At 66.6% G+C, this 18,319-nt stretch carries 17 protein-coding genes; 7 read left to right on the top strand and 10 right to left on the bottom strand.

Annotated elements, in window-relative coordinates; all coding sequences use genetic code 11:
• Positions 1 to 118: 118 nt before the first annotated feature.
• A complete protein-coding gene (gene purB / locus VG561_RS05100) occupies positions 119 to 1,486 on the bottom strand; it encodes an adenylosuccinate lyase (RefSeq protein ID WP_111207021.1) in 1,368 nt (455 codons plus the stop codon).
• Between the two features lie 292 nt (positions 1,487 to 1,778).
• On the opposite strand from purB, the gene VG561_RS05095 reads away from it, so the two are divergent.
• Positions 1,779 to 3,206 (top strand): class II fumarate hydratase, encoded by a 1,428-nt coding sequence (locus tag VG561_RS05095; protein ID WP_032962093.1) that lies wholly within the window; start codon positions 1,779 to 1,781, stop codon positions 3,204 to 3,206.
• Between the two features lie 104 nt (positions 3,207 to 3,310).
• On the opposite strand, the gene VG561_RS05090 is transcribed toward VG561_RS05095, so the two are convergent.
• The 7 genes from VG561_RS05090 to VG561_RS05060 form a co-directional block, all read right to left on the bottom strand.
• A complete protein-coding gene (locus tag VG561_RS05090; protein ID WP_014647695.1) occupies positions 3,311 to 3,736 on the bottom strand; it encodes a hypothetical protein in 426 nt (141 codons plus the stop codon).
• A 106-nt stretch (positions 3,737 to 3,842) separates the two neighbouring features.
• Positions 3,843 to 4,448: a YggN family protein gene (locus tag VG561_RS05085; RefSeq protein ID WP_164077096.1), complete on the bottom strand. Its 606-nt coding sequence runs from the start codon at positions 4,446 to 4,448 to the stop codon at positions 3,843 to 3,845.
• Positions 4,449 to 4,478: 30 nt separating this feature from the next.
• A complete protein-coding gene (locus VG561_RS05080; protein ID WP_401728604.1) occupies positions 4,479 to 5,366 on the bottom strand; it encodes a hypothetical protein in 888 nt (295 codons plus the stop codon).
• A gap of 25 nt (positions 5,367 to 5,391) precedes the next feature.
• Positions 5,392 to 6,420 carry an ABC-2 transporter permease gene (locus VG561_RS05075; RefSeq protein WP_046431579.1) on the bottom strand — a complete coding sequence of 343 codons (1,029 nt, stop codon included), beginning with the start codon at positions 6,418 to 6,420 and terminating at the stop codon, positions 5,392 to 5,394.
• Positions 6,417 to 7,292: an ABC transporter ATP-binding protein gene (locus tag VG561_RS05070; RefSeq protein ID WP_423179425.1), complete on the bottom strand. Its 876-nt coding sequence runs from the start codon at positions 7,290 to 7,292 to the stop codon at positions 6,417 to 6,419. The genes VG561_RS05075 and VG561_RS05070 overlap by 4 nt, the downstream gene beginning before the upstream one ends.
• Positions 7,292 to 7,651 (bottom strand): GntR family transcriptional regulator, encoded by a 360-nt coding sequence (locus VG561_RS05065; RefSeq protein ID WP_005410261.1) that lies wholly within the window; start codon positions 7,649 to 7,651, stop codon positions 7,292 to 7,294. Before VG561_RS05065 ends, VG561_RS05070 begins: the two co-directional genes overlap by 1 nt.
• A gap of 2 nt (positions 7,652 to 7,653) precedes the next feature.
• Positions 7,654 to 7,890, bottom strand: a complete 237-nt coding sequence (locus tag VG561_RS05060; RefSeq protein WP_014647690.1) for a hypothetical protein — start codon at positions 7,888 to 7,890, stop codon at positions 7,654 to 7,656.
• Positions 7,891 to 8,255: 365 nt separating this feature from the next.
• Here VG561_RS05060 and VG561_RS05055 point away from each other — a divergent pair, with 365 nt between their 5' ends.
• The 6 genes from VG561_RS05055 (at position 8,256) to VG561_RS05030 (ending at position 14,337) form a co-directional block, all read left to right on the top strand.
• A complete protein-coding gene (locus VG561_RS05055; protein WP_014647689.1) occupies positions 8,256 to 8,843 on the top strand; it encodes a glutathione peroxidase in 588 nt (195 codons plus the stop codon).
• Positions 8,844 to 8,939: 96 nt separating this feature from the next.
• Positions 8,940 to 9,917: an FKBP-type peptidyl-prolyl cis-trans isomerase N-terminal domain-containing protein gene (locus tag VG561_RS05050; RefSeq protein ID WP_032962085.1), complete on the top strand. Its 978-nt coding sequence runs from the start codon at positions 8,940 to 8,942 to the stop codon at positions 9,915 to 9,917.
• A gap of 23 nt (positions 9,918 to 9,940) precedes the next feature.
• The gene (locus VG561_RS05045) at positions 9,941 to 11,290 is read left to right on the top strand and encodes a UDP-glucose dehydrogenase family protein (RefSeq protein ID WP_014647687.1); all 1,350 of its coding nucleotides are present in this window, start codon (positions 9,941 to 9,943) and stop codon (positions 11,288 to 11,290) included.
• Entirely contained in the window at positions 11,283 to 11,525 is a 243-nt protein-coding gene (locus VG561_RS05040) for a SlyX family protein (RefSeq protein ID WP_005410256.1), read from the top strand. Before VG561_RS05045 ends, VG561_RS05040 begins: the two co-directional genes overlap by 8 nt.
• A gap of 10 nt (positions 11,526 to 11,535) precedes the next feature.
• A complete protein-coding gene (locus VG561_RS05035) occupies positions 11,536 to 12,216 on the top strand; it encodes a DUF2058 domain-containing protein (RefSeq protein ID WP_049408561.1) in 681 nt (226 codons plus the stop codon).
• 48 nt (positions 12,217 to 12,264) lie between these two features.
• The gene (locus VG561_RS05030; RefSeq protein WP_423179424.1) at positions 12,265 to 14,337 is read left to right on the top strand and encodes an acyltransferase family protein; all 2,073 of its coding nucleotides are present in this window, start codon (positions 12,265 to 12,267) and stop codon (positions 14,335 to 14,337) included.
• A 12-nt stretch (positions 14,338 to 14,349) separates the two neighbouring features.
• On the opposite strand, the gene VG561_RS05025 is transcribed toward VG561_RS05030, so the two are convergent.
• Together VG561_RS05025 and metH are read right to left on the bottom strand one after the other, a co-directional pair.
• The gene (locus VG561_RS05025) at positions 14,350 to 15,534 is read right to left on the bottom strand and encodes an MFS transporter (RefSeq protein WP_423179423.1); all 1,185 of its coding nucleotides are present in this window, start codon (positions 15,532 to 15,534) and stop codon (positions 14,350 to 14,352) included.
• A gap of 86 nt (positions 15,535 to 15,620) precedes the next feature.
• A complete protein-coding gene (metH, locus tag VG561_RS05020) occupies positions 15,621 to 18,305 on the bottom strand; it encodes a methionine synthase (RefSeq protein WP_423179422.1) in 2,685 nt (894 codons plus the stop codon).
• Between the last annotated feature and the right edge of the window lie 14 nt (positions 18,306 to 18,319).

Genomic DNA, 18,319 nt, shown 5'->3' with positions numbered 1-18,319 from the left:
CCTCCCGCCCCACCCAGCTAGCAGCAATCCAGAGCCGCTCTTGACGTTGCTATTGCCGTTGCCGTTGCCGTTGCCTGCCGCAGGCAGCGCCCGCGGCCGCCGCCGCAAAGGAATCCCCTTAAATCTTCTTCGCCAGCGACTCAGCCAGGCCGGTGTAGCTGCCCGGGGTCATCTCCAGCAGGCGCTGCTTCGCATCCGTCGGCAGCTCCAGCCCCTGCACGAACGCACGCATCGACTCGGCGGTGATGCCCTGGCCCCGGGTCAGCGCCTTCAGCTGCTCGTACGGGTTCGGCAGGCCGTGGCGGCGCATCACCGTCTGCACGGCCTCGGCCAGCACTTCCCAGGCCGCGTCCAGATCGGCGTCCAGGCGCTGCGGGTTCACTTCCAGCTTGCCCAGGCCCTTGGCCAGCGAATCCAGTGCTACCTGGCTGTGGCCGAACGCGGTGCCCAGCGCACGCAGCACGGTGGAATCGGTCAGGTCACGCTGCCAGCGGCTGATCGGCAGCTTCGCGCTGAAGTGCTCGAACAGCGCGTTGGCGATGCCGAAGTTGCCTTCCGCATTCTCGAAATCGATCGGGTTGACCTTGTGCGGCATCGTCGACGAACCAACTTCGCCTTCCTTCAGGCGCTGCTTGAAGTAGCCCAGCGAAACGTAGCCCCAGATGTCACGGGCCAGGTCGATCAGGATGATGTTGGCGCGGCGTGCGGCATCACCGATCTCGGCGATGTTGTCGTGCGGCTCGATCTGCGTGGTGTACGGGTTGAACACCAGGCCCAGGCCGGTCACGAAGCGCTCGGCGAAGGCTGGCCAGTCCACGTCCGGGTAGCTGGCGATGTGGGCGTTGTAGTTGCCCACCGCGCCGTTGATCTTGCCGGTCAGTTCGACCGCGGCAATCTGCCGGCGCTGGCGCTCCAGGCGCGCGACCACGTTGGCCAGTTCCTTGCCCAGGGTGGTCGGCGAGGCGGTCTGGCCGTGGGTGCGCGACAGCATCGGCTGGCCAGCCTCGGCGTGGGCCAGGGTGCGCAGGGTGCTGGCGATGCCGTCCAGGGTCGGCAACAGCACCTCGCGGCGCGCCTGTTCCAGCATCAGGCCGTAGCTGAGGTTGTTGATGTCTTCGCTGGTGCAGGCGAAATGCACGAATTCCAGCGCCGGGGCCAGCTCGGCGTCGTCCTTCAGCTGTTCCTTGATGAAGTACTCCACCGCCTTGACGTCATGGTTGGTGGTGCGCTCGATCTCCTTCACGCGCGCGGCCTGGGCCGGGCTGAAGCTGGCGGCCAGCGCGCGCAGGCGGGCGATGGCAGCGTCGGAGAAGGGGGCCAGTTCGACGATGCCCGGCTCGGCGGCCAGGGCCAGCAGCCATTCCACCTCGACCGTGATGCGGGCCTTGATCAGGCCGTACTCGGAGAAGATCGGGCGCAGGGCGTCGACCTTGCCGGCATAGCGGCCATCGAGCGGGGACAGGGCGAGCAGGGCGGAATCGGACATGTCGGCAGGGCTGGGACGAGCGGCGGGGCCGATATTCTACGACGTGCCGGCGGGGCGTGCCCTGTAGAGCCGAGCCCACGCTCGGCTGCTTCGGAGAATCCGGCGCCCCGCGGGCAGCCGAGCATGGGCTCGGCTCTACAACACGGCCCTGCGGACGGAACGATCTGGCCCGTCCTCGTCATCCCACGCTGCGGGCAAGGGAGTATTGTTGGCGCAGCCGCCAGCCCGGGAAGCGACACCCTGCCAGCCGCCGCTTCCCTTTCCCCAACTGAAGTAGTGCGGAGTTGATGCAATGAGCAGAGCTGCAAGCAAGGGTTTCAGAATCGAACACGACAGCATGGGCGAGCTGCAGGTGCCTGCCGACGCCCTGTGGGGCGCGCAGACCCAGCGTGCCGTGCAGAATTTCCCGGTGTCGGGCCAGCGCATGCCGCGCGGTTTCATCCGTGCCTTGGGCCTGGTCAAGGGCGCTGCCGCTGGCGTCAACGCCGAGCTGGGCCATCTGCCCAAGAACGTGGCCAAGGCCATCCAGACCGCTGCCGCCGAAGTGGCCGCCGGCACCTGGGACGCGCAGTTCCCGATCGACGTCTACCAGACCGGTTCTGGCACGTCCTCGAACATGAATGCCAACGAGGTCATCGCCACCCTGGCCAACCGTGCCGGCAAGGCGGGCAAGACCGCGGTGCACCCCAATGACCACGTCAACCAGGGGCAGAGCTCCAATGACGTGATCCCGACCGCGTTGCGCGTATCGGCGGTACTGGCGGCACATGAGCAGCTGCTGCCGGCGCTGGTGCACCTGCGCAAGACCCTCGACAAGAAGGGCCGCAGCCTGCGCAAGGTGGTCAAGACCGGCCGCACGCACCTGATGGATGCGATGCCGCTGACCTTCGAGCAGGAGTTCGGCGCATGGTCGGCACAGCTGGCCTCGGCACAGGAACGCATCGAAGACAGCCTCAAGCGTGTGCGCCGGCTGCCGCTGGGCGGCACCGCCATCGGTACCGGCATCAATGCCGACCCGCGCTTCGGCGCGCAGGTGGCCAAGGCGTTGAAGCAGCAGACCGGGTTCAAGTTCGACAGCGCCGAGAACAAGTTCGAGGGCCTGGCCGCGCAGGATGACGCGGTGGAACTGTCGGGCCAGCTCAATGCACTGGCGGTGGCGCTGATCAAGATCGCCAACGATCTTCGCTGGATGAACGCCGGTCCGCTGGCCGGGCTGGGCGAGATCGAACTGCCGGCGCTGCAGCCGGGCAGCTCGATCATGCCGGGCAAGGTCAACCCGGTGATTCCGGAAGCGACGGTGATGGCCTGCGCGCAGGTGATCGGCCACCACACCGCGATCACAGTGGCCGGGCAGACCGGCAACTTCCAGCTCAATGTCACCCTGCCGCTGATCGCGGTGAACCTGCTGGATGGCATTGGCCTGCTGGCCAATGTGTCTCGCCTGCTGGCCGACAGCGCGATTGCCGGGCTGAAGGTGCGTGAGGATCGCGTTGCCGAAGCATTGGCGCGCAACCCGATCCTGGTCACCGCGCTGAACCCGATCATCGGCTACGAGAAGGCGGCGGCGATTGCCAAGCGTGCCTACAAGGAGCAGCGTCCGGTGCTGGATGTCGCGCTGGAGGACAGCGGCCTGGATGAAGCCGAGCTGCGCCGCCTGCTGGACCCGGCCGCACTGACTGCCGGTGGCATCCACGCGGGGGGCGGTGGCGGCGGCGGTTGATCTGCCGGTCGTAGGGCCGAGCCCATGGCCGGCTGCTTCCTGGACCTGGGCCGAGCATGGGCTCGGTTCTACAAGAGGAAACGCCGCCCAGGGGCGGCGTTTTTTCAGCGACGGTCGGCGACGATGTTGCCGAAGGTGTCGGTGTAGTCCTTGAACTCGGGGATGCGCTGGACCAGGTCGGCCGGGATCACTTCCATGCCTTCCGGCGGCTGGATCTTCACCGGCTGCATGTTGGGATCGGCCGGGGCGGCGACCAGGGTGTTCTGGCGCAGCACCTGCAGCTTGCCGAACATGGTCTGCAGCATCTGCTTCTGTGCCTCGTCCAGCGGAATCTGGATCTCGTCCACCTTCATCGAACCATCGCCGAGGATGATGATGTTCGGCGCCGGCGGGCGACGCACAGTGACCATGCCTTCGCTGACGGAGATCTTTGGCTTGCCGCGCTCGGCGCGGTGGTTGCGGTAATCCTTGTCACAGCCGACCAGGCCCAGGCAGAGCAGGGCGGCCAGCAGCAGGAACAACTTCTTCATGGCATTCGGTTCGGGGGCGTCCGGGGCCGCCATTGTAAGCCGGCCGGCGCACGACGGCCGGCAGCGGGGCGCCGCTGCCGGCCGGGTGCGCTGATCTGTCACAGGCCTAGCGCTGGACCACGGTGTCCTTGCCGCAGTCGTCGACGTCACTCTGGTCCATCGTTGCGTAGGGCTTGAACGCCGGTAGCTCGCGCGCCAGTGCCTGCTGGCTGGCCAGCATCGCCGGCAAGCGGTTGCAGATGCGCTTGGCCTGGGCTTCGATCTTCTCCGCCTCGGCATTGATCCGCTTCTCGATGCCTTCGCTGTCGCCGCTGAAGATGCCCTTCAGTGCCTCTCCGGCAGCGCTGGCGCCGAGCTTGGCGCCGGCCAGGCCGACATCCATGCCGTCCATCGCAATGGCGACGACGTGGCCGCGGTACTCCAGCAACCGCTGTCGCTGGGCCTCGTTGGCCGGCACGTCCTTGCCGTCGATCAGCAGGTGGCCATCCGGCGTGATCTCCGCACGCGGCTGCTTGTCGGCGGAGATGTTGATGTTGCCCTGGGTGATGTCCTTGCGGGCATCAACCATGGCCTCCTTGACGGTCTGGCCGACGCCGCTGGTGGCTTCGGCGACGCTTTTGCCGACGGTCTTGTCGGGCGTGGAAGAAGTGCCGCCGCAGGCGATCAGCGGCAGGCACAGCAGGATGGCAGGCAGCAGGCGCAGCAGGTTCATGGCAACTCCCTCGAATTGGTCCGGTGGCGGTTACTTGTTGCGGGGCAGGGTGACCGTGCCGCCGACGTTGCGGTGGCCGACATCGCCGCTGCCGCTGTGGTCGACGGTCAGGCTGCCGCGCACGCCGTCGACCTGGATGTCGCCCGAACCATGGCTGCGCACGTGCACGTTGCCGCCGATGTCGGACAGATCGACATCGCCCGAGCCGACCACGCCGACCTCGACGTTGCCTTGCACGCGCTTGAACCCGATGTCGCCGGAACCGACCGTGTCCAGCCGGGCGTTGCCGCGGACATCGCTGATCTTCAGGTCACCGGAGCCGACGGTGCCGGTGACCGCATCGCCGCCGATGTTGCGCGCCTTGACGTCGCCGGAGCCGAGCGACAGCAGGTTCAGCGAGCCGCCACCGTCGATGTCCAGGTCACCCGAACCCACCGCTGCGTGGATGCTGCCGCGGGTGCCGCGAACGATCGCGTCGCCCGAGCCGACGTCCACGCTCAGCGATTGGGCGTTGTCCACGCTGGCATCGCCGGAGCCGACCTTGAGCTGCAGGGGCAGGTTGTCGGGCACGCTGCCGCGGATGTCGAGCCACGCATAGCTGTTGCCCAGGCTGATGCCGCTGTGGCGGCCGTCGCGGCGCAGGCTGACGACCAGCTTTTCGCCTTCCCTGCGCTGCTCCAGTACCAGCTGGTCCAGCCATTCCTGGCTGGAGGCGCAGGCGCGGCCATCGAGCTGGCCACCGCCCTTGCTGGCGACGACCTTCAGGTCATGCTGGTTCACCTCCAGCACCACCGCCTTGGCGCCGGCCACATCCAGCTTCAGCGTGCGGGCGGCGGTGAACTTGCAGTTCGGAGCATCGGCGGCCAGCGCCGACAGAGGCAACAGCAACAACGCAGAACAGGCGAGCAGGGAACGCATGGGTGGTGCCTCCGGGTGGATGGAATCAGATCTCGCCGGCGCGCTTGCGCAGGCGGATGGCGAGGACGATGAACACGACACCGACGGCGGCACCGATCCATAGTTCCGGCATCGCCAGCGACTTCAGCTGCGAGGCCGGCGACATCAGGCTGACCACCGATTCGAGATCGCGACGCGTGCCTTCCTCGGCGCTGAGGCGATACACCAGGTCGGTGCCCGGCACGCCGCCCAGCAGCAGTCGGCCAACGATGTTCTGCCAGAACCAGCCGGTGGTCAGGCCGATCAACGGCATCACCTTGGTGGTGCTGACAATGACGCCGGCGAACAGCGGCAGCATCACCGCCCACAGGAACGGTTTGGTACGGGCCCAGGCCGAGCACAGCAGCAGCCAGCCGGCGGTGGGCAGGGCCCACAGGGCGTAGACCGGAATCCAGGCCAGGTGACCGGCGGCCAGGGTCAACGGGCTGGCCGGGCCCCAGATCAGGGTCATCGGGCTGCCACCGTGCATCAGCGCGACGATGCTGATCACCAGCATGAAGCCGAACATGGTGATGATGCCGGCGATCACCGCGATCAGCGGGGCCACGACCAGTGCGCTGATCACCTTGGACAGCACGGTCTGGGTGTCCGACAGCGGCAGCGACTTCCAGAACAGGATGCTGCGGTCGCGACGGTCGTCGTACAGGGCGCCCAGGCAGTAGAAGAACACCACGAAGGCCAGCACCAGGAACGGCCAGGCCGAGCTGAGCACCAGGGTCAGGTCGAGGCCGTTGCCGAGGTCGGCCAGGTCCTTGGCGCTGATGTCGCGGGTCAGCAGGGCCAGGTCCAGGCCGTTGATGTTCACGCTCTCGCCGTCGACATGCAGTGCGCCGTTGCGTGCTGCACGGTTCAGTGCAAACAGGCCGAAGGCGATGCCGACGGTACTCATCACCAGCGAGATCAGGCCGGCGATCAGCGGCGCATACAGGAAACCGCCACGGTTCTCCCAGTACTCGCGCTTGAGCAGCCAGCGCAGGGTGCCCATCGGGCTGACGGGGTGGTTGACGGCAGTCATGCGTAGGTCCCCTTCATGATGGCGACGAACAGATCGGCCAGGCCCGGGCTGCGGGTCTCGCCAAGGGTGGAGAGCTGGGTGCGCGGCACACCGTCGAACAGCATTACGGTCTTGCCGAACGTCAGGCTGCGCTCGTCGATCGGCTTCAGCGCACGCGCGGTCTCCAGCTGGTCGGCGTTGACCAGAAGCTCGGTGTAGCGCTGGCCGACATCGTCCATTTCTGCATCGAGCACGATGCGACCATCACGGATGAACATGACGTCGCTGAGGATGTGCTCGATCTCCTCCACCTGGTGGGTGGTGACGATGATGGTCTTCTGTTCGTCGAAATAATCTTCCAGCAGGCGCTGGTAGAACTCCTTGCGGTACAGGATGTCCAGGCCCAGGGTGGGCTCGTCCAGCACCAGGATGCGCGCATCGATGGCCATCACCAGCGCCAGGTGCAGCTGCACGATCATGCCCTTGGACAGTTCGCGCACGCGCTGCTTCGGCTGCAGCTTGGTGTTGGCCAGGAAACGCTCGCAGCGGGCACGGTCGAAGCGCGGATGGACACCGGCGACGAAATCGATCGCTTCACGGACCTTCAGCCAGCGCGGCAGCACGGCGACGTCGGCAATGAAGCAGATGTCGTTCATCAGCGCGTCGCGGTGCTGCCGCGGGTCGCGGCCGAGCACGCTCAACTCACCTTCCACCGAGGTCAGGCCGAGGATGGCCTTCAGCGCGGTGGTCTTGCCGGCGCCGTTGGGCCCGATCAGGCCGACGATGCGCCCGCTCGGAATGCTGAAGCTGGCATTGTCGAGGGCCACGGTGGTCTTGTAGGCCTTGCGCAGGCCTCGGGCGGTGATGACCGGTTCACTTGTAGTGCTATTCATCAGACTTTCCCCTGGGGCAGCAATTCGTCGAGGCTCAGGCCCAGGCGCTGGATGCGCTCCAGCACCGCCGGCCATTCTTCGTTGAGAAAGCGCTCGCGCTCGCTGCTGCGCAGCTGCGTGGCCGCCTGCTCGGTCATGAACATGCCCAGGCCGCGGCGCTTCTCGACCAGGCCTTCATCGGCCAGTTCCTGGTAAGCGCGCGAAACGGTGATGGGGTTGAGCTGGTAGTCGGCGGCCACCTGGCGCACCGAAGGCAGGGCATCGCCCGGCTTGAGGATTCCGTCGAGCATCATGGCGATCACGCGCTCCTTCAACTGACGGTAGATGGGAGCGCCGTCGCTCCACTGGATGTCGCTCATATTCAGCTCCGTGGGGTCAGCGGCTGTGCGAACGAGAAGTACGGCATGGACAGGGAGCTGTGCAGCCGACGCGGGGGAGAGGGGGAGGGATCGGCGTTCCCGGCCGGCGAAACGGATGCATCCTGCGCACTGTCGGCGGAGGCGGGAGCGGTTGGCATGGCCAGCCAGGCCAGCACGATCAGGGTCGAAACGGCAGCGGCCGCGGGTGCGGTGAGGTTGCGACGGATCCGGGCGTTCATGGCTCCCCCTGTCTCAGGTGACTGGTGTTGTATGCAACTATAACACCGGCACGCCCACGTGCAACCCCTTGCCGTGCCCAACTGATGGCAGGGGTGGTCAAACCGCTGAAATATCCCCTTATCCCCTTGATTGAAAAGGGAAACGGAATTGTCGTGCGGGCCGATCACGCCCTGCCTTCCATTCAGCGTTGTCCATGCTATGTCATCCCTGTGCCGTTGAGGGTGGGTCCTCCCGGGAAAGGCCACGCCGCGCAAAGCCGCCGGCGCCCGCCGCAACAAGGGGCAACGGAGCCCGGTGCTATAGTTCGGCCGATTCCCGGCCGCTATCGGCCGGCCCTGTGAATGGCTACCGCGGACTGCTCTCGATGCCCCTGCCGACCGTTGTTCCGCGCCGACTGCGCGGCCTGTCCCTGTTGACCCTGCTGGTGGCCGGCCTGGCCGGTTCCGCCCACGTGCTGGCGGCCGATCTGCTGGACCTGGACTATCGCCCGCTGGCCAGCAAGCAGCAGGTCAACCTGCAGCAGCGCTACCACGGGCAGGTGCTGCTGGTGGTCAATACCGCAAGCAAGTGCGGCTATACCCCCCAGTACGAAGGCCTGGAGGCGCTGCAGAAGCGTTATGCCGGCCGCGGCTTTGCCGTGCTGGGTTTCCCGTCCAACGATTTCAAGGGCCAGGAACCGGGTGACGAGAAGCAGATCCAGGATTTCTGCACGCTTACCTATGGCGTCAAGTTCCCGATGTTCGAGAAGGTGCACGTCGTCGGTGCGGAGGCCACGCCGCTGTACCAGCGGTTGACCGCAGCCACCGGCGTGGCGCCGGGCTGGAACTTCCACAAATATCTGGTCGGCCGCGATGGCAAGGTCATCGCCCAGTTCGCCAGCAAGGTGACGCCGGACGATCCACAGCTGACCGCCGCCATCGACAAGGCGCTGGCCGTCGCTCCTACGCATTGATATCCGGCACGGATGCCTCGACATCGACGGCATGCGTGCGACAATGCTTCTTTTCGCGCCGACGTCGGCGCCCAGACACTTCCAGGAATGCAGCGAATGAAGATGGGAATGCGCGGCGCCGCGGCGTCGGTTCTGATTCTGGCGATGGGCACTTCGGGTGTCGCTCTGTCGCAACAACCGGCTGCCCCCGCAGCCGCCAAGGAGACCGCAACCTTGAATTCCCCCAAGCAGAAGCTCGGCTACGCCATCGGCCTGGACGTCGCCAAGTCGTTCACCCCGATCGCCGATGAGATCGATGTGGCCGCGCTGCGCACCGCCGTGGAACGTTCGTTCGAAGGCCTGCAGCCGCAGATCACCCAGGAACAGGCCAAGGCCACCGATGCCGCACTGCGCCAGGTCGTGATGGCCCGCAGCGGGCAGCAGGTGCCGGGCATGGCGCCGGGTTCGCAGCCGCCGAAGGTCGACCGCGTCAAGGTGTCGCAGATGATCGGTTCCTACTCGGTCGGCCCGTCGCTGGCACAGCTGAAGGACGACATCGATGTCGCCTCGCTGTTTGACGCGATCAGCACCGGCCTGAGCAAGGGTCAGCCGAAGATGACGGAAGCTGACGCGACCGCCACCATCCAGGCGTTCATGGGCAGCAAGCAGGCCGAAATGCAGGCCAAGGCCGCCGCTGCCGCGCAGACCAACCGCGAGGAAGGCAATGCGTTCCTGGCCAAGAACAAGACCCAGCCGGGCGTGGTAACCACCCCGTCGGGCCTGCAGTACCAGGTCATCCGCCCGGGCAGCGGCGAGCGTCCGCTGCCGAGCAGCAAGGTGCGCGTGAACTACGAAGGCAAGCTGCTCAACGGCACCGTGTTCGACAGCTCCTATGGTCGCCAGCCGGCCGAGTTCGGCCTGGACCAGGTGATCAAGGGCTGGACCGAAGGCGTCGCGCTGATGCCGGTCGGTTCGAAGTACCGCTTCTGGATCCCGGGCGAGCTCGCCTACGGTGAGAACGGCACCCCGGGTGGCCCGATCGGCCCGAACGCGACTCTGACGTTCGACGTCGAGCTGCTGGGCGTCCTGCCGTAAGCGACCACGGAGCCAGCACGGACATGCGCGTTGCGATTTTCGGTACCGGTTACGTAGGGCTGGTGACCGGTACCTGCTTGGCCGATGTCGGCCACCAGGTGGTCTGCGTCGATATCGACCAGGCCAAGGTCGATGGCCTCAACCAGGGCATCATCCCGATCTATGAGCCGGGCCTGGAACCGATGGTGAAGGCCAATCACGCCGCGTCGCGGCTGACGTTCACCACCGATGCCGCAGCCGCGATCGGCCACGGCCAGGTCGTGTTCATCGCCGTCGGCACGCCGCCGGACGAGGATGGCAGCGCTGATCTGCAGTACGTGCTGGCCGTGGCCCGCACCATCGGCCAGCACATGAGCGTGCCGACCGTGGTGGTCAACAAGTCGACGGTGCCGGTGGGCACCGCCGACAAGGTCCGTGCCGCCATTGCCGCAGAGCTGGCGGCACGTGGCGCCGACATCGCCTTCGACGTGGTGTCCAACCCGGAATTCCTGAAGGAAGGCGACGCCGTTGCCGACTGCATGCGTCCGGATCGCATCATCATCGGTGCGACCAGCGCCGAGTCGGTGGCGGTGATGCGGCGCCTGTATGCACCGTTCAACCGCAACCACGACCGCGTGGTGGAAATGGACGTGCGTTCGGCCGAGCTGACCAAGTACGCCGCCAACGCGATGCTGGCGACCAAGATCTCGTTCATGAACGAAATCGCCAACATCGCCGAACGTGTCGGCGCCGATGTGGAGCAGGTCCGCCAGGGCATCGGCTCGGATCCGCGCATCGGCTGGCATTTCATCTACCCGGGCGCCGGCTACGGTGGCTCGTGCTTCCCCAAGGATGTGCAGGCGCTGGCCCGCACCGCGCAGCAGGCCGGCCTGGAGCCTAAACTGCTGAACGCCGTGGAAGCGGTCAACGATGCGCAGAAGGGCCATCTGTTCGCCCTGGTCCAGCGCCATTACGACAAGGGCGAGGACGAAGGCGTGCGTGGCAAGACCTTTGCCGTGTGGGGCCTGGCATTCAAGCCAAACACCGACGATATGCGCGAAGCCTCCAGCCGACGCCTGCTGGCGCAACTGTGGGAAGGCGGTGCGACGGTGCGTGCCTACGATCCGGAAGCGATGCATGAGGCGCAGCGCATCTTCGGTGAACGCGATGACCTGGTGTTCTGCAGCAATGCCAGCGAGGCGCTGCAGGGCGCCGATGCACTGGTCGTGGTGACCGAGTGGAAGCAGTTCCGCAGCCCCGATTTCCAGACGTTGCGCGAGCAGTTGAAGGACGCGGTGGTGTTCGACGGCCGCAACCTGTACGAGCCGGCGGACGTGGAAGCAGCGGGCCTGGCGTATTACGGCATTGGCCGGGGGCGCTCGCTGCATGTCTGATCTGCTGCCAACCGAACGCGAGCAGGCGCTGGAAGCGCGCCTGGTCGAACTGGAAATGCGCGTGTCCTTCCAGGAACAGGCGCTGGCCGAACTGAGCGATGCGCTGGCCGATGCCCGCATGCAGGGCATGCGCAACGCCGACGTGCTGCGCGTGCTGCTGGAAGATCTGGGCAAGGTCCGCAACGCGCTGAATTCTTCCGATCCGGCGAGCGAACCGCCGCCGCCGCACTACTGATCCGAATCCTATGAGCGATACCCTCCGCGACCAGCTGATGGGCCTGGGCTTCAAGCCTGCGCCCAAGCCAGAGCGCAAGAATGATGGCCCCCGCCGTGATGGCCGCCCGCAGGGCAAGGGTGGCAACGGCAATGGAAAGCCGCAGGGCGCTGGCAAGGGCGAGCACAAGCCCGGCCAGCGTCGCGGTCCTGGCCATGGCGGCCCGGGCAAGCCCGGCCAGTCGCGTGGCCCGGGCCAGCAGGGCCCGCGCAAGCCGCGCAGCGCAGAAGAGATGGACCTGGCCAAGGCCTACGCCATCCGCGCGCAGAAGGAAAAGGAAGAGCGCATCGAAACCGAGCGCCTGAAGCAGGAAGAGGCGCGTGTGCGCCGCGAGGCCAAGGCCAAGCTGGAAGAACTGCTGAAGGACAAGGGCCTGAATGCCGAAGCGGCGGACATTGCCCGCCACTTCCCCTACGGCGGCAAGATCAAGCGCATCTATGTGACCGCCGAACAGCTGACCGCGCTCAACGCCGGTGAGCTGGGTGTGGTCCAGCTCAATGGCCGCTACCTGCTGGTGACCGCCGAGGTGCTGGCGCAGTGCGAGGCGGTGTTCGCCGCATCGGTGGCGCTGAAGGTCGATCCGAATGCGCCGGCCGAGGAAGATCCGTACGCGGACCCGCAGTACCAGGTGCCGGACGACCTGGTCTGGTAAACGCGTGACCGCCGCGGGCGCGCTGCCGTCGCGGCCGTGGGGGTAGGGATGACCGCTGATCCAAGCCGTGGCTACGTGCCGCACATTGACGGCCTGCGCGCGATCGCCGTGCTGGCCGTCATCGTGTTCCACCTGGACCCGGCCTGGTTGCCAGGCGGGTTCACCGGCGTGGATGTGTTCTTCGTCATCTCCGGTTTCGTGGTCAGCGCGTCGGTACACCGGCTGCCGCCGCTGTCGCTGGGGCAGTCGATGCTGCGCTTCTATGCGCGCCGCATCCGTCGCATCGCGCCGGCGCTGTTGGCCTGCCTGTTGCTGACTGCCGTGGCAAGCGTGCTGTTCATTCCCGAGTCCTGGCTCAGCGAAGCCAGTGACAGGACCGGACTGATGGCGTTCTTCGGCTTCAGCAACTGGGTGCTGGCAGCGATCGGCAACGACTATTTCGCACCCAGGGCCGAATTCAATCCCTACACCCACACCTGGTCGCTGGGCGTGGAAGAGCAGTTCTACCTGCTGTTCCCGCTGCTGTTCCTGGCTTGGGCGCGCGGTGCACGCGGGCGCTGGATCAGCCTGGGCCTGTTCGCCCTGGTCAGCATGGCGTCGCTGCTGCATGCGGCGGTGCTGGGTCTGCGCGAGGCGCCGCCATCGTGGGCGTTCTATGCCACCAGCACCCGCCTCTGGCAACTGGGGGTGGGCGTGCTGCTGTTCCAGCTGCTGCATGTGCGCGAATCGCTGGACCCGGCAACCGGCCAGGCACTGAAGCGCGCCGCGCCGGTGTTCTCCCTGCTGGCCATGGTGGCGCTGGGCCTGCTGGGGTGGGCGTTGTGGTCCGCGCGTGCCGGGCGGTCACCGTGGCCTGACGGCGTGCTGCCGGCCTTCGCCACCGCGGGCCTGCTGTGGGCGCTGCATCATCATCCGCAGGCATGGGTGGCGCGCCTGTTGGCCAGCGCCCCGATGCGCCGTATCGGCCTGCTGTCGTACTCGCTGTACCTGTGGCACTGGCCGGTGTTCGTGCTGATGCGCTGGACCGTGGGCCTGCAGACACCCTTGCAGATGACCACCGCGATGGCGTTGGTGCTGCTGCTGTCATGGCTGTCGTGGCGCTGGGTGGAACAGCCGTTCCGCGGCACGTTGGCGCAGCGCCTGCGTCCCGGGCGTTGGGTGCTGGCCGGCGCGGTCGTACTGCTGTGCGCCGCCGGCATCCAGACAGTGCTCTACCTGCAGGCGCCGCGGCTGTCGTTGAGTACGGTCAGCCGGCATCCGGCCGATTGGTACCCCAATGGCAAGAGCGTGGCCGGTGACTATCCCGAGTGCGCACTGGTGGTCGCCAAGCATCGTTTCGAAGGCGGTAGTGCGCGCACCTTTGCCCGTGGAGACTGCGACCGCCCGCTACCGGTTGGCGCGCCGAAGCGGGTGTTCGTTGCTGGTGATTCGCATGCGATGGCCTACATCGAGCTGCTGCAGCGACTGGCCCTGGAAACCGGCTCGGCGGTCTCCCTCTATGGCCGCGGCGGATGCCCGCAGGTGAGCCTGCAGAAGTGGCGCGGTGCCGGTGCCGGTTGCGCTGATTTCGACGCCGCAGTGTTCGCCGATATCGCGCGGCGCGCGCAGCCGGGGGATGCCGTGGTGCTGGTGTCGTTGCGCGTGCCACGCCTTTCCGATCAGTTCGTGCTGTTCGATGCGCAGGCGCAGCTGGCGGGCGAACTGACGGCAGAGGCCGCGGCAGGACGCGACGCCGAAGTGGCCGAGGCGGTCGCGCAGTGGAGACCCCTGGCCGAGCGTGGCGTACGCATCGTGCTGGAGGCGCCCAAGCCAGTGCTGCCAGCGCCGCCCTATCGCTGCTCGGACCGCTTCAATGCCCGCAACGAGGTCTGCCGCAACGGCCTGGACAGCACGCGCGTCGCGATGGAAACGTTGCGGGCACCCATGCTGGGCAGCCTGCAGCAGGTGGTCGATGGACTGCCAGGTGGCGTGCTGTGGGACCCGATGCCAGTGCTGTGCGACGACGCGTTATGTCCAGCCCAGCGCGATGGGCGGCCGCTGTTCTTCGATGGCGATCATCTCAGTGCGCATGGCAACCGGGTGCTGCTGCCCTCGCTGCAACAGGTGCTGTTGCAGCGCTGAGCCGGGCAGGGGTCAGCGCGCGTGGCTGTTCCGTCGCGCACGTATGAGCGGCAGGCTCAGTGCGAAGAAACAGAGCAGGGCGCCAATCAGGGCGAAGCCGCTGCCGGCCAGGAACGCGGTGCGACCATCGTCGATCTTCCACAGTTGGCCGGCAATGAGTGCGCCGAGCACACCGCCGACACCGGACGAAAATCCGTACAGCAGCCCCTGGCCATGCCCATTGAGGCGACCGGGGAAGTAGGTCGCCAGCATCTGCATCGCTGCTGCGAAGAATGCCGCAAAGCCCAGCGCGTGCGCGCTCTGCGCCAGCAGCATCACCGGCAGGTTTTCCGGGAACAGTGCGGTCACGGCCCAGCGTAGGCAGGAACTGATCAGCGCGATCAACAGCATCCAGCTGGCGTCATAGCGGCGGAAGAAGCGGCCGATGGTGAAGAACACGCCCACTTCGAAGACCACACCGATGGTCCACAACAGGCCCAGGGTGGAGGTGCGGTAGCCGTGATGGTCCATGTAGACCGAAAAGAACGTGTAGTACGGGCCGAAAGACAGTTGCTCCATGAAGGCGGCCAGGAAGAACGCCAGCACCGGCGGTCGGCGCACGATCTGCCAGAAGCCGCTGGCGTCGCCGCCGGTCTTGCCGACGCCGCGCGCGTAGTGGTTGCTGAAGGCCGAGGCGACCAGCAGCGCGAACAGTGGCAGCATCATCCACGGCAGCAGCCCGGCGTGGCTGGCCGTACCGTCACCTTCGATCAGCCAGCCGAACAGGGTCACGACGGCGATGAAACCGAGCGAGCCCCAGACCCGGATCAACCCGTAGCGATGGCTGTCGTTACCCAGATGGGTGAGGGTGATCGACTCGAACTGCGGCATCACCGCGTTGTAGAAGAAGCAGAACACCACCATCGCCGGGTACATCCACGGCTGTGGCAGCGGCAGCAGGAATACCGCGAAGCTGAGCAGGGTCAGCACGCAGCCCGCGCGCAGCAGGCGGATCGGTCGTGGCGATGCGGCCGCCAGCGAGGTCCAGGTGCTGGGCGCGATCACGCGGGTGGCGTACCACAGGCCCATCATCACGCTGATGGCCGTCACGCTCATGCCGCGCGCGGTCAGGAACAGGCTCCAGTACGGCGTGAACGCGCCCAGCGCCGCGTAGTAGAACAGGTAGAAGCTGGAGAGGCGTGCAACGGGAACGGTCATCGCGGAATGATGAGGCAAAAAAGGGGACGGAGGGAATTAAGTCGCGAATGCATAAACGACTTAATCCCCTCCGTCCCCTTTTTGTGTCATTCGGGGTCGTAGTCGAGGTTGGAGGCCAGCCAGCGTTCGGACTGGGCGCGGTCCACGCCCTTGCGGCGGGCGTAATCGCTGACCTGTTCGCGGCTGAGCCGGCCGACCACGAAGTACTGGCTCTGCGGATGGCTGAAGTAGTAGCCCGAGACAGCGGCCGTGGGCAGCATCGCGAAGCTCTCGGTCAATTCCATGCCGGCGTTTGCTTCGGCCTGCAGCAGGTCGAACAGGCGCCGTTTCTCGCTGTGTTCCGGGCAGGCCGGATAGCCAGGCGCCGGCCGGATGCCGCGATACTGCTCGTCGATCAGGGCGTCGTTGTCCAGCGCCTCGGCGCGCTCATGGCCCCAGAATTCGGTACGCACGCGCTGGTGCAGGCGCTCGGCCAGCGCCTCGGCGAGGCGGTCGGCCAGTGCTTTCAGCAGGATCGCGTTGTAGTCGTCATGCTCGGCCTCGAAGCGCGCGACGTGCGCGTCGATGCCGATACCGGCAGTGACTGCGAACGCGCCGATCCAGTCCTGCTTGCCACTGTCGAGGGGCGCGATGAAATCGGCCAGGCAGAAGTCCGGGCGCTCGGCAGGCTTGTCTACCTGCTGGCGCAGGAAGTGCAGGGTCGTTTCGCCCTGCGGGTGCTGCACGCGGACGTCGTCGCCGATGCTGTTGGCCGGCCACAGGCCGAACACGGCCTTGGCCGTCAGCCACTTCTCGCCGACGATGCGCTCGAGCATCGCGCGCGCATCGCGGTACAGCTCGCTGGCCTGGGTGCCGACGATCTCGTCGGTGAGGATGGCCGGGAACTTGCCGGCCAGCTCCCAGGCCTGGAAGAACGGTGTCCAGTCGATGTAGTCGACCAGTTCGTCCAGCGGGTAGTCATCGAACACGTGCAGGCCGGGTTGTTCCGGTGCCGGTGGCGTGTAGCTGTCCCAGCCGCCCTGGAATTTCTGCGCGCGCGCATGTTCCAGCGTCACCAGGCGCTTGGCGTCGCCACGGTTGCGGTGGCGGGCGCGGATCTCGGCATAGTCGGCCTCGTTGGCCGCGACGAAGGCTTCGCGCAGGTCGCGTGAGATCAGCGACTGGGCCACGCCCACCGCGCGCGAGGCGTCCTTCACCCACACCGTAGGCGCTTTGTAGTGCGGGTCGATCTTCAGCGCGGTGTGCGCGCGCGAGGTGGTGGCGCCGCCGATCAGCAGCGGCAGGTCGAAGCCCTGGCGCTCCATCTCGCGGGCGACGTGGCTCATCTCCTCCAGCGACGGGGTGATCAGTCCGGACAGGCCGACCAGGTCGGCGTTGTGCTCGCGGGCGGCATCGAGGATCTTCTGCGCCGGCACCATCACGCCCAGGTCGACCACCTCGAAGTTGTTGCAGGCCAGGACCACGCCGACGATGTTCTTGCCGATGTCATGCACATCGCCCTTCACCGTGGCCATGATGATCTTGCCATTGCTCTTGGCGGTATCACCGCTGCGTGCCTTCTCCGCCTCGATGTACGGCAGCAGGTAGGCCACCGCCTTCTTCATCACGCGTGCGGATTTCACCACCTGCGGCAGGAACATCTTGCCGGCACCGAACAGGTCGCCCACGATGTTCATGCCGTCCATCAGCGGGCCCTCGATCACGTCCAGCGGGCGGCTGGAGGCCTGCCGGGCCAGCTCGGTGTCTTCCTCGACAAAGGCATCCAGGCCGTGCACCAGCGCATGTGCCAGGCGCTGCGCCACCGGCTTCCCGCGCCAGGCCAGGTCCTCGGTCTTCGCCGCGCCCTTGCTGCCCTTGTAGCGCTCGGCGATCTCCAGCAGGCGCTCGGTGGCATCGCTGCGGCGGTTGAGGATCACGTCCTCGACGCGCTCGCGCAGCTCAGGCTCCAGCTCGTCGTAGATCGGCATGGCGCCGGCGTTGACGATGCCCATGTCCATGCCGGCGGCGATGGCGTGGTAGAGGAACACCGAGTGGATGGCCTGGCGCACCGTTTCGTTGCCGCGGAACGAGAACGAGACGTTGGAGACGCCGCCGGAGACGTGGCAGTGCGGCAGGGTCTGCTTGATGATGCGGGTGGCTTCGATGAAGTCCACCGCATAGTTGTCGTGCTCTTCGATGCCGGTGGCGACGGCGAAGATGTTCGGGTCGAAGATGATGTCCTGCGGCGGGAAGCCGATCTCGTCGACCAGGATGCGGTAGGCGCGGGTGCAGATCTCGACCTTGCGCGCGCAGGTATCGGCCTGCCCACTTTCATCGAAGGCCATGACCACCGCGGCGGCGCCATAGCGCAGGACCTTGCGCGCGTGTTCGCGGAACAGCGCCTCGCCTTCCTTCAGCGAGATCGAATTGACCACGCTCTTGCCCTGCAGGCACTTCAACCCGGCCTCGATCACGCTCCACTTGGAGGAGTCGACCATGACCGGGATGCGGGCGATGTCCGGCTCGGACATGATCAGGTTGAGGTAGCGGGTCATCGCCGCTTCCGAATCGATCAGGCCCTCGTCCATGTTGACGTCGAGGATCTGCGCGCCGCTGGCGACCTGCTGGCGGGCCACGTCCACCGCTTCTTCGTAGCGGCCTTCCTTGATGAGCTTGCGGAACTGCGCACTGCCGGTGACGTTGGTGCGTTCGCCGACGTTGATGAACAGCAGGTCCGGAGTGATGACCAGGGGTTCCAGGCCGGACAGGCGGGTAGGGCGGACAGGCGTCATGGCAGGCGTCGGCT

Source organism: Stenotrophomonas sp. CASM110, assembly GCF_049384345.1.
Lineage (GTDB): Bacteria > Pseudomonadota > Gammaproteobacteria > Xanthomonadales > Xanthomonadaceae > Stenotrophomonas > Stenotrophomonas muris.
The sequence above is the reverse complement of the archived record's forward strand: the minus strand, read 5'-3'. Positions and strand labels throughout refer to the sequence as shown.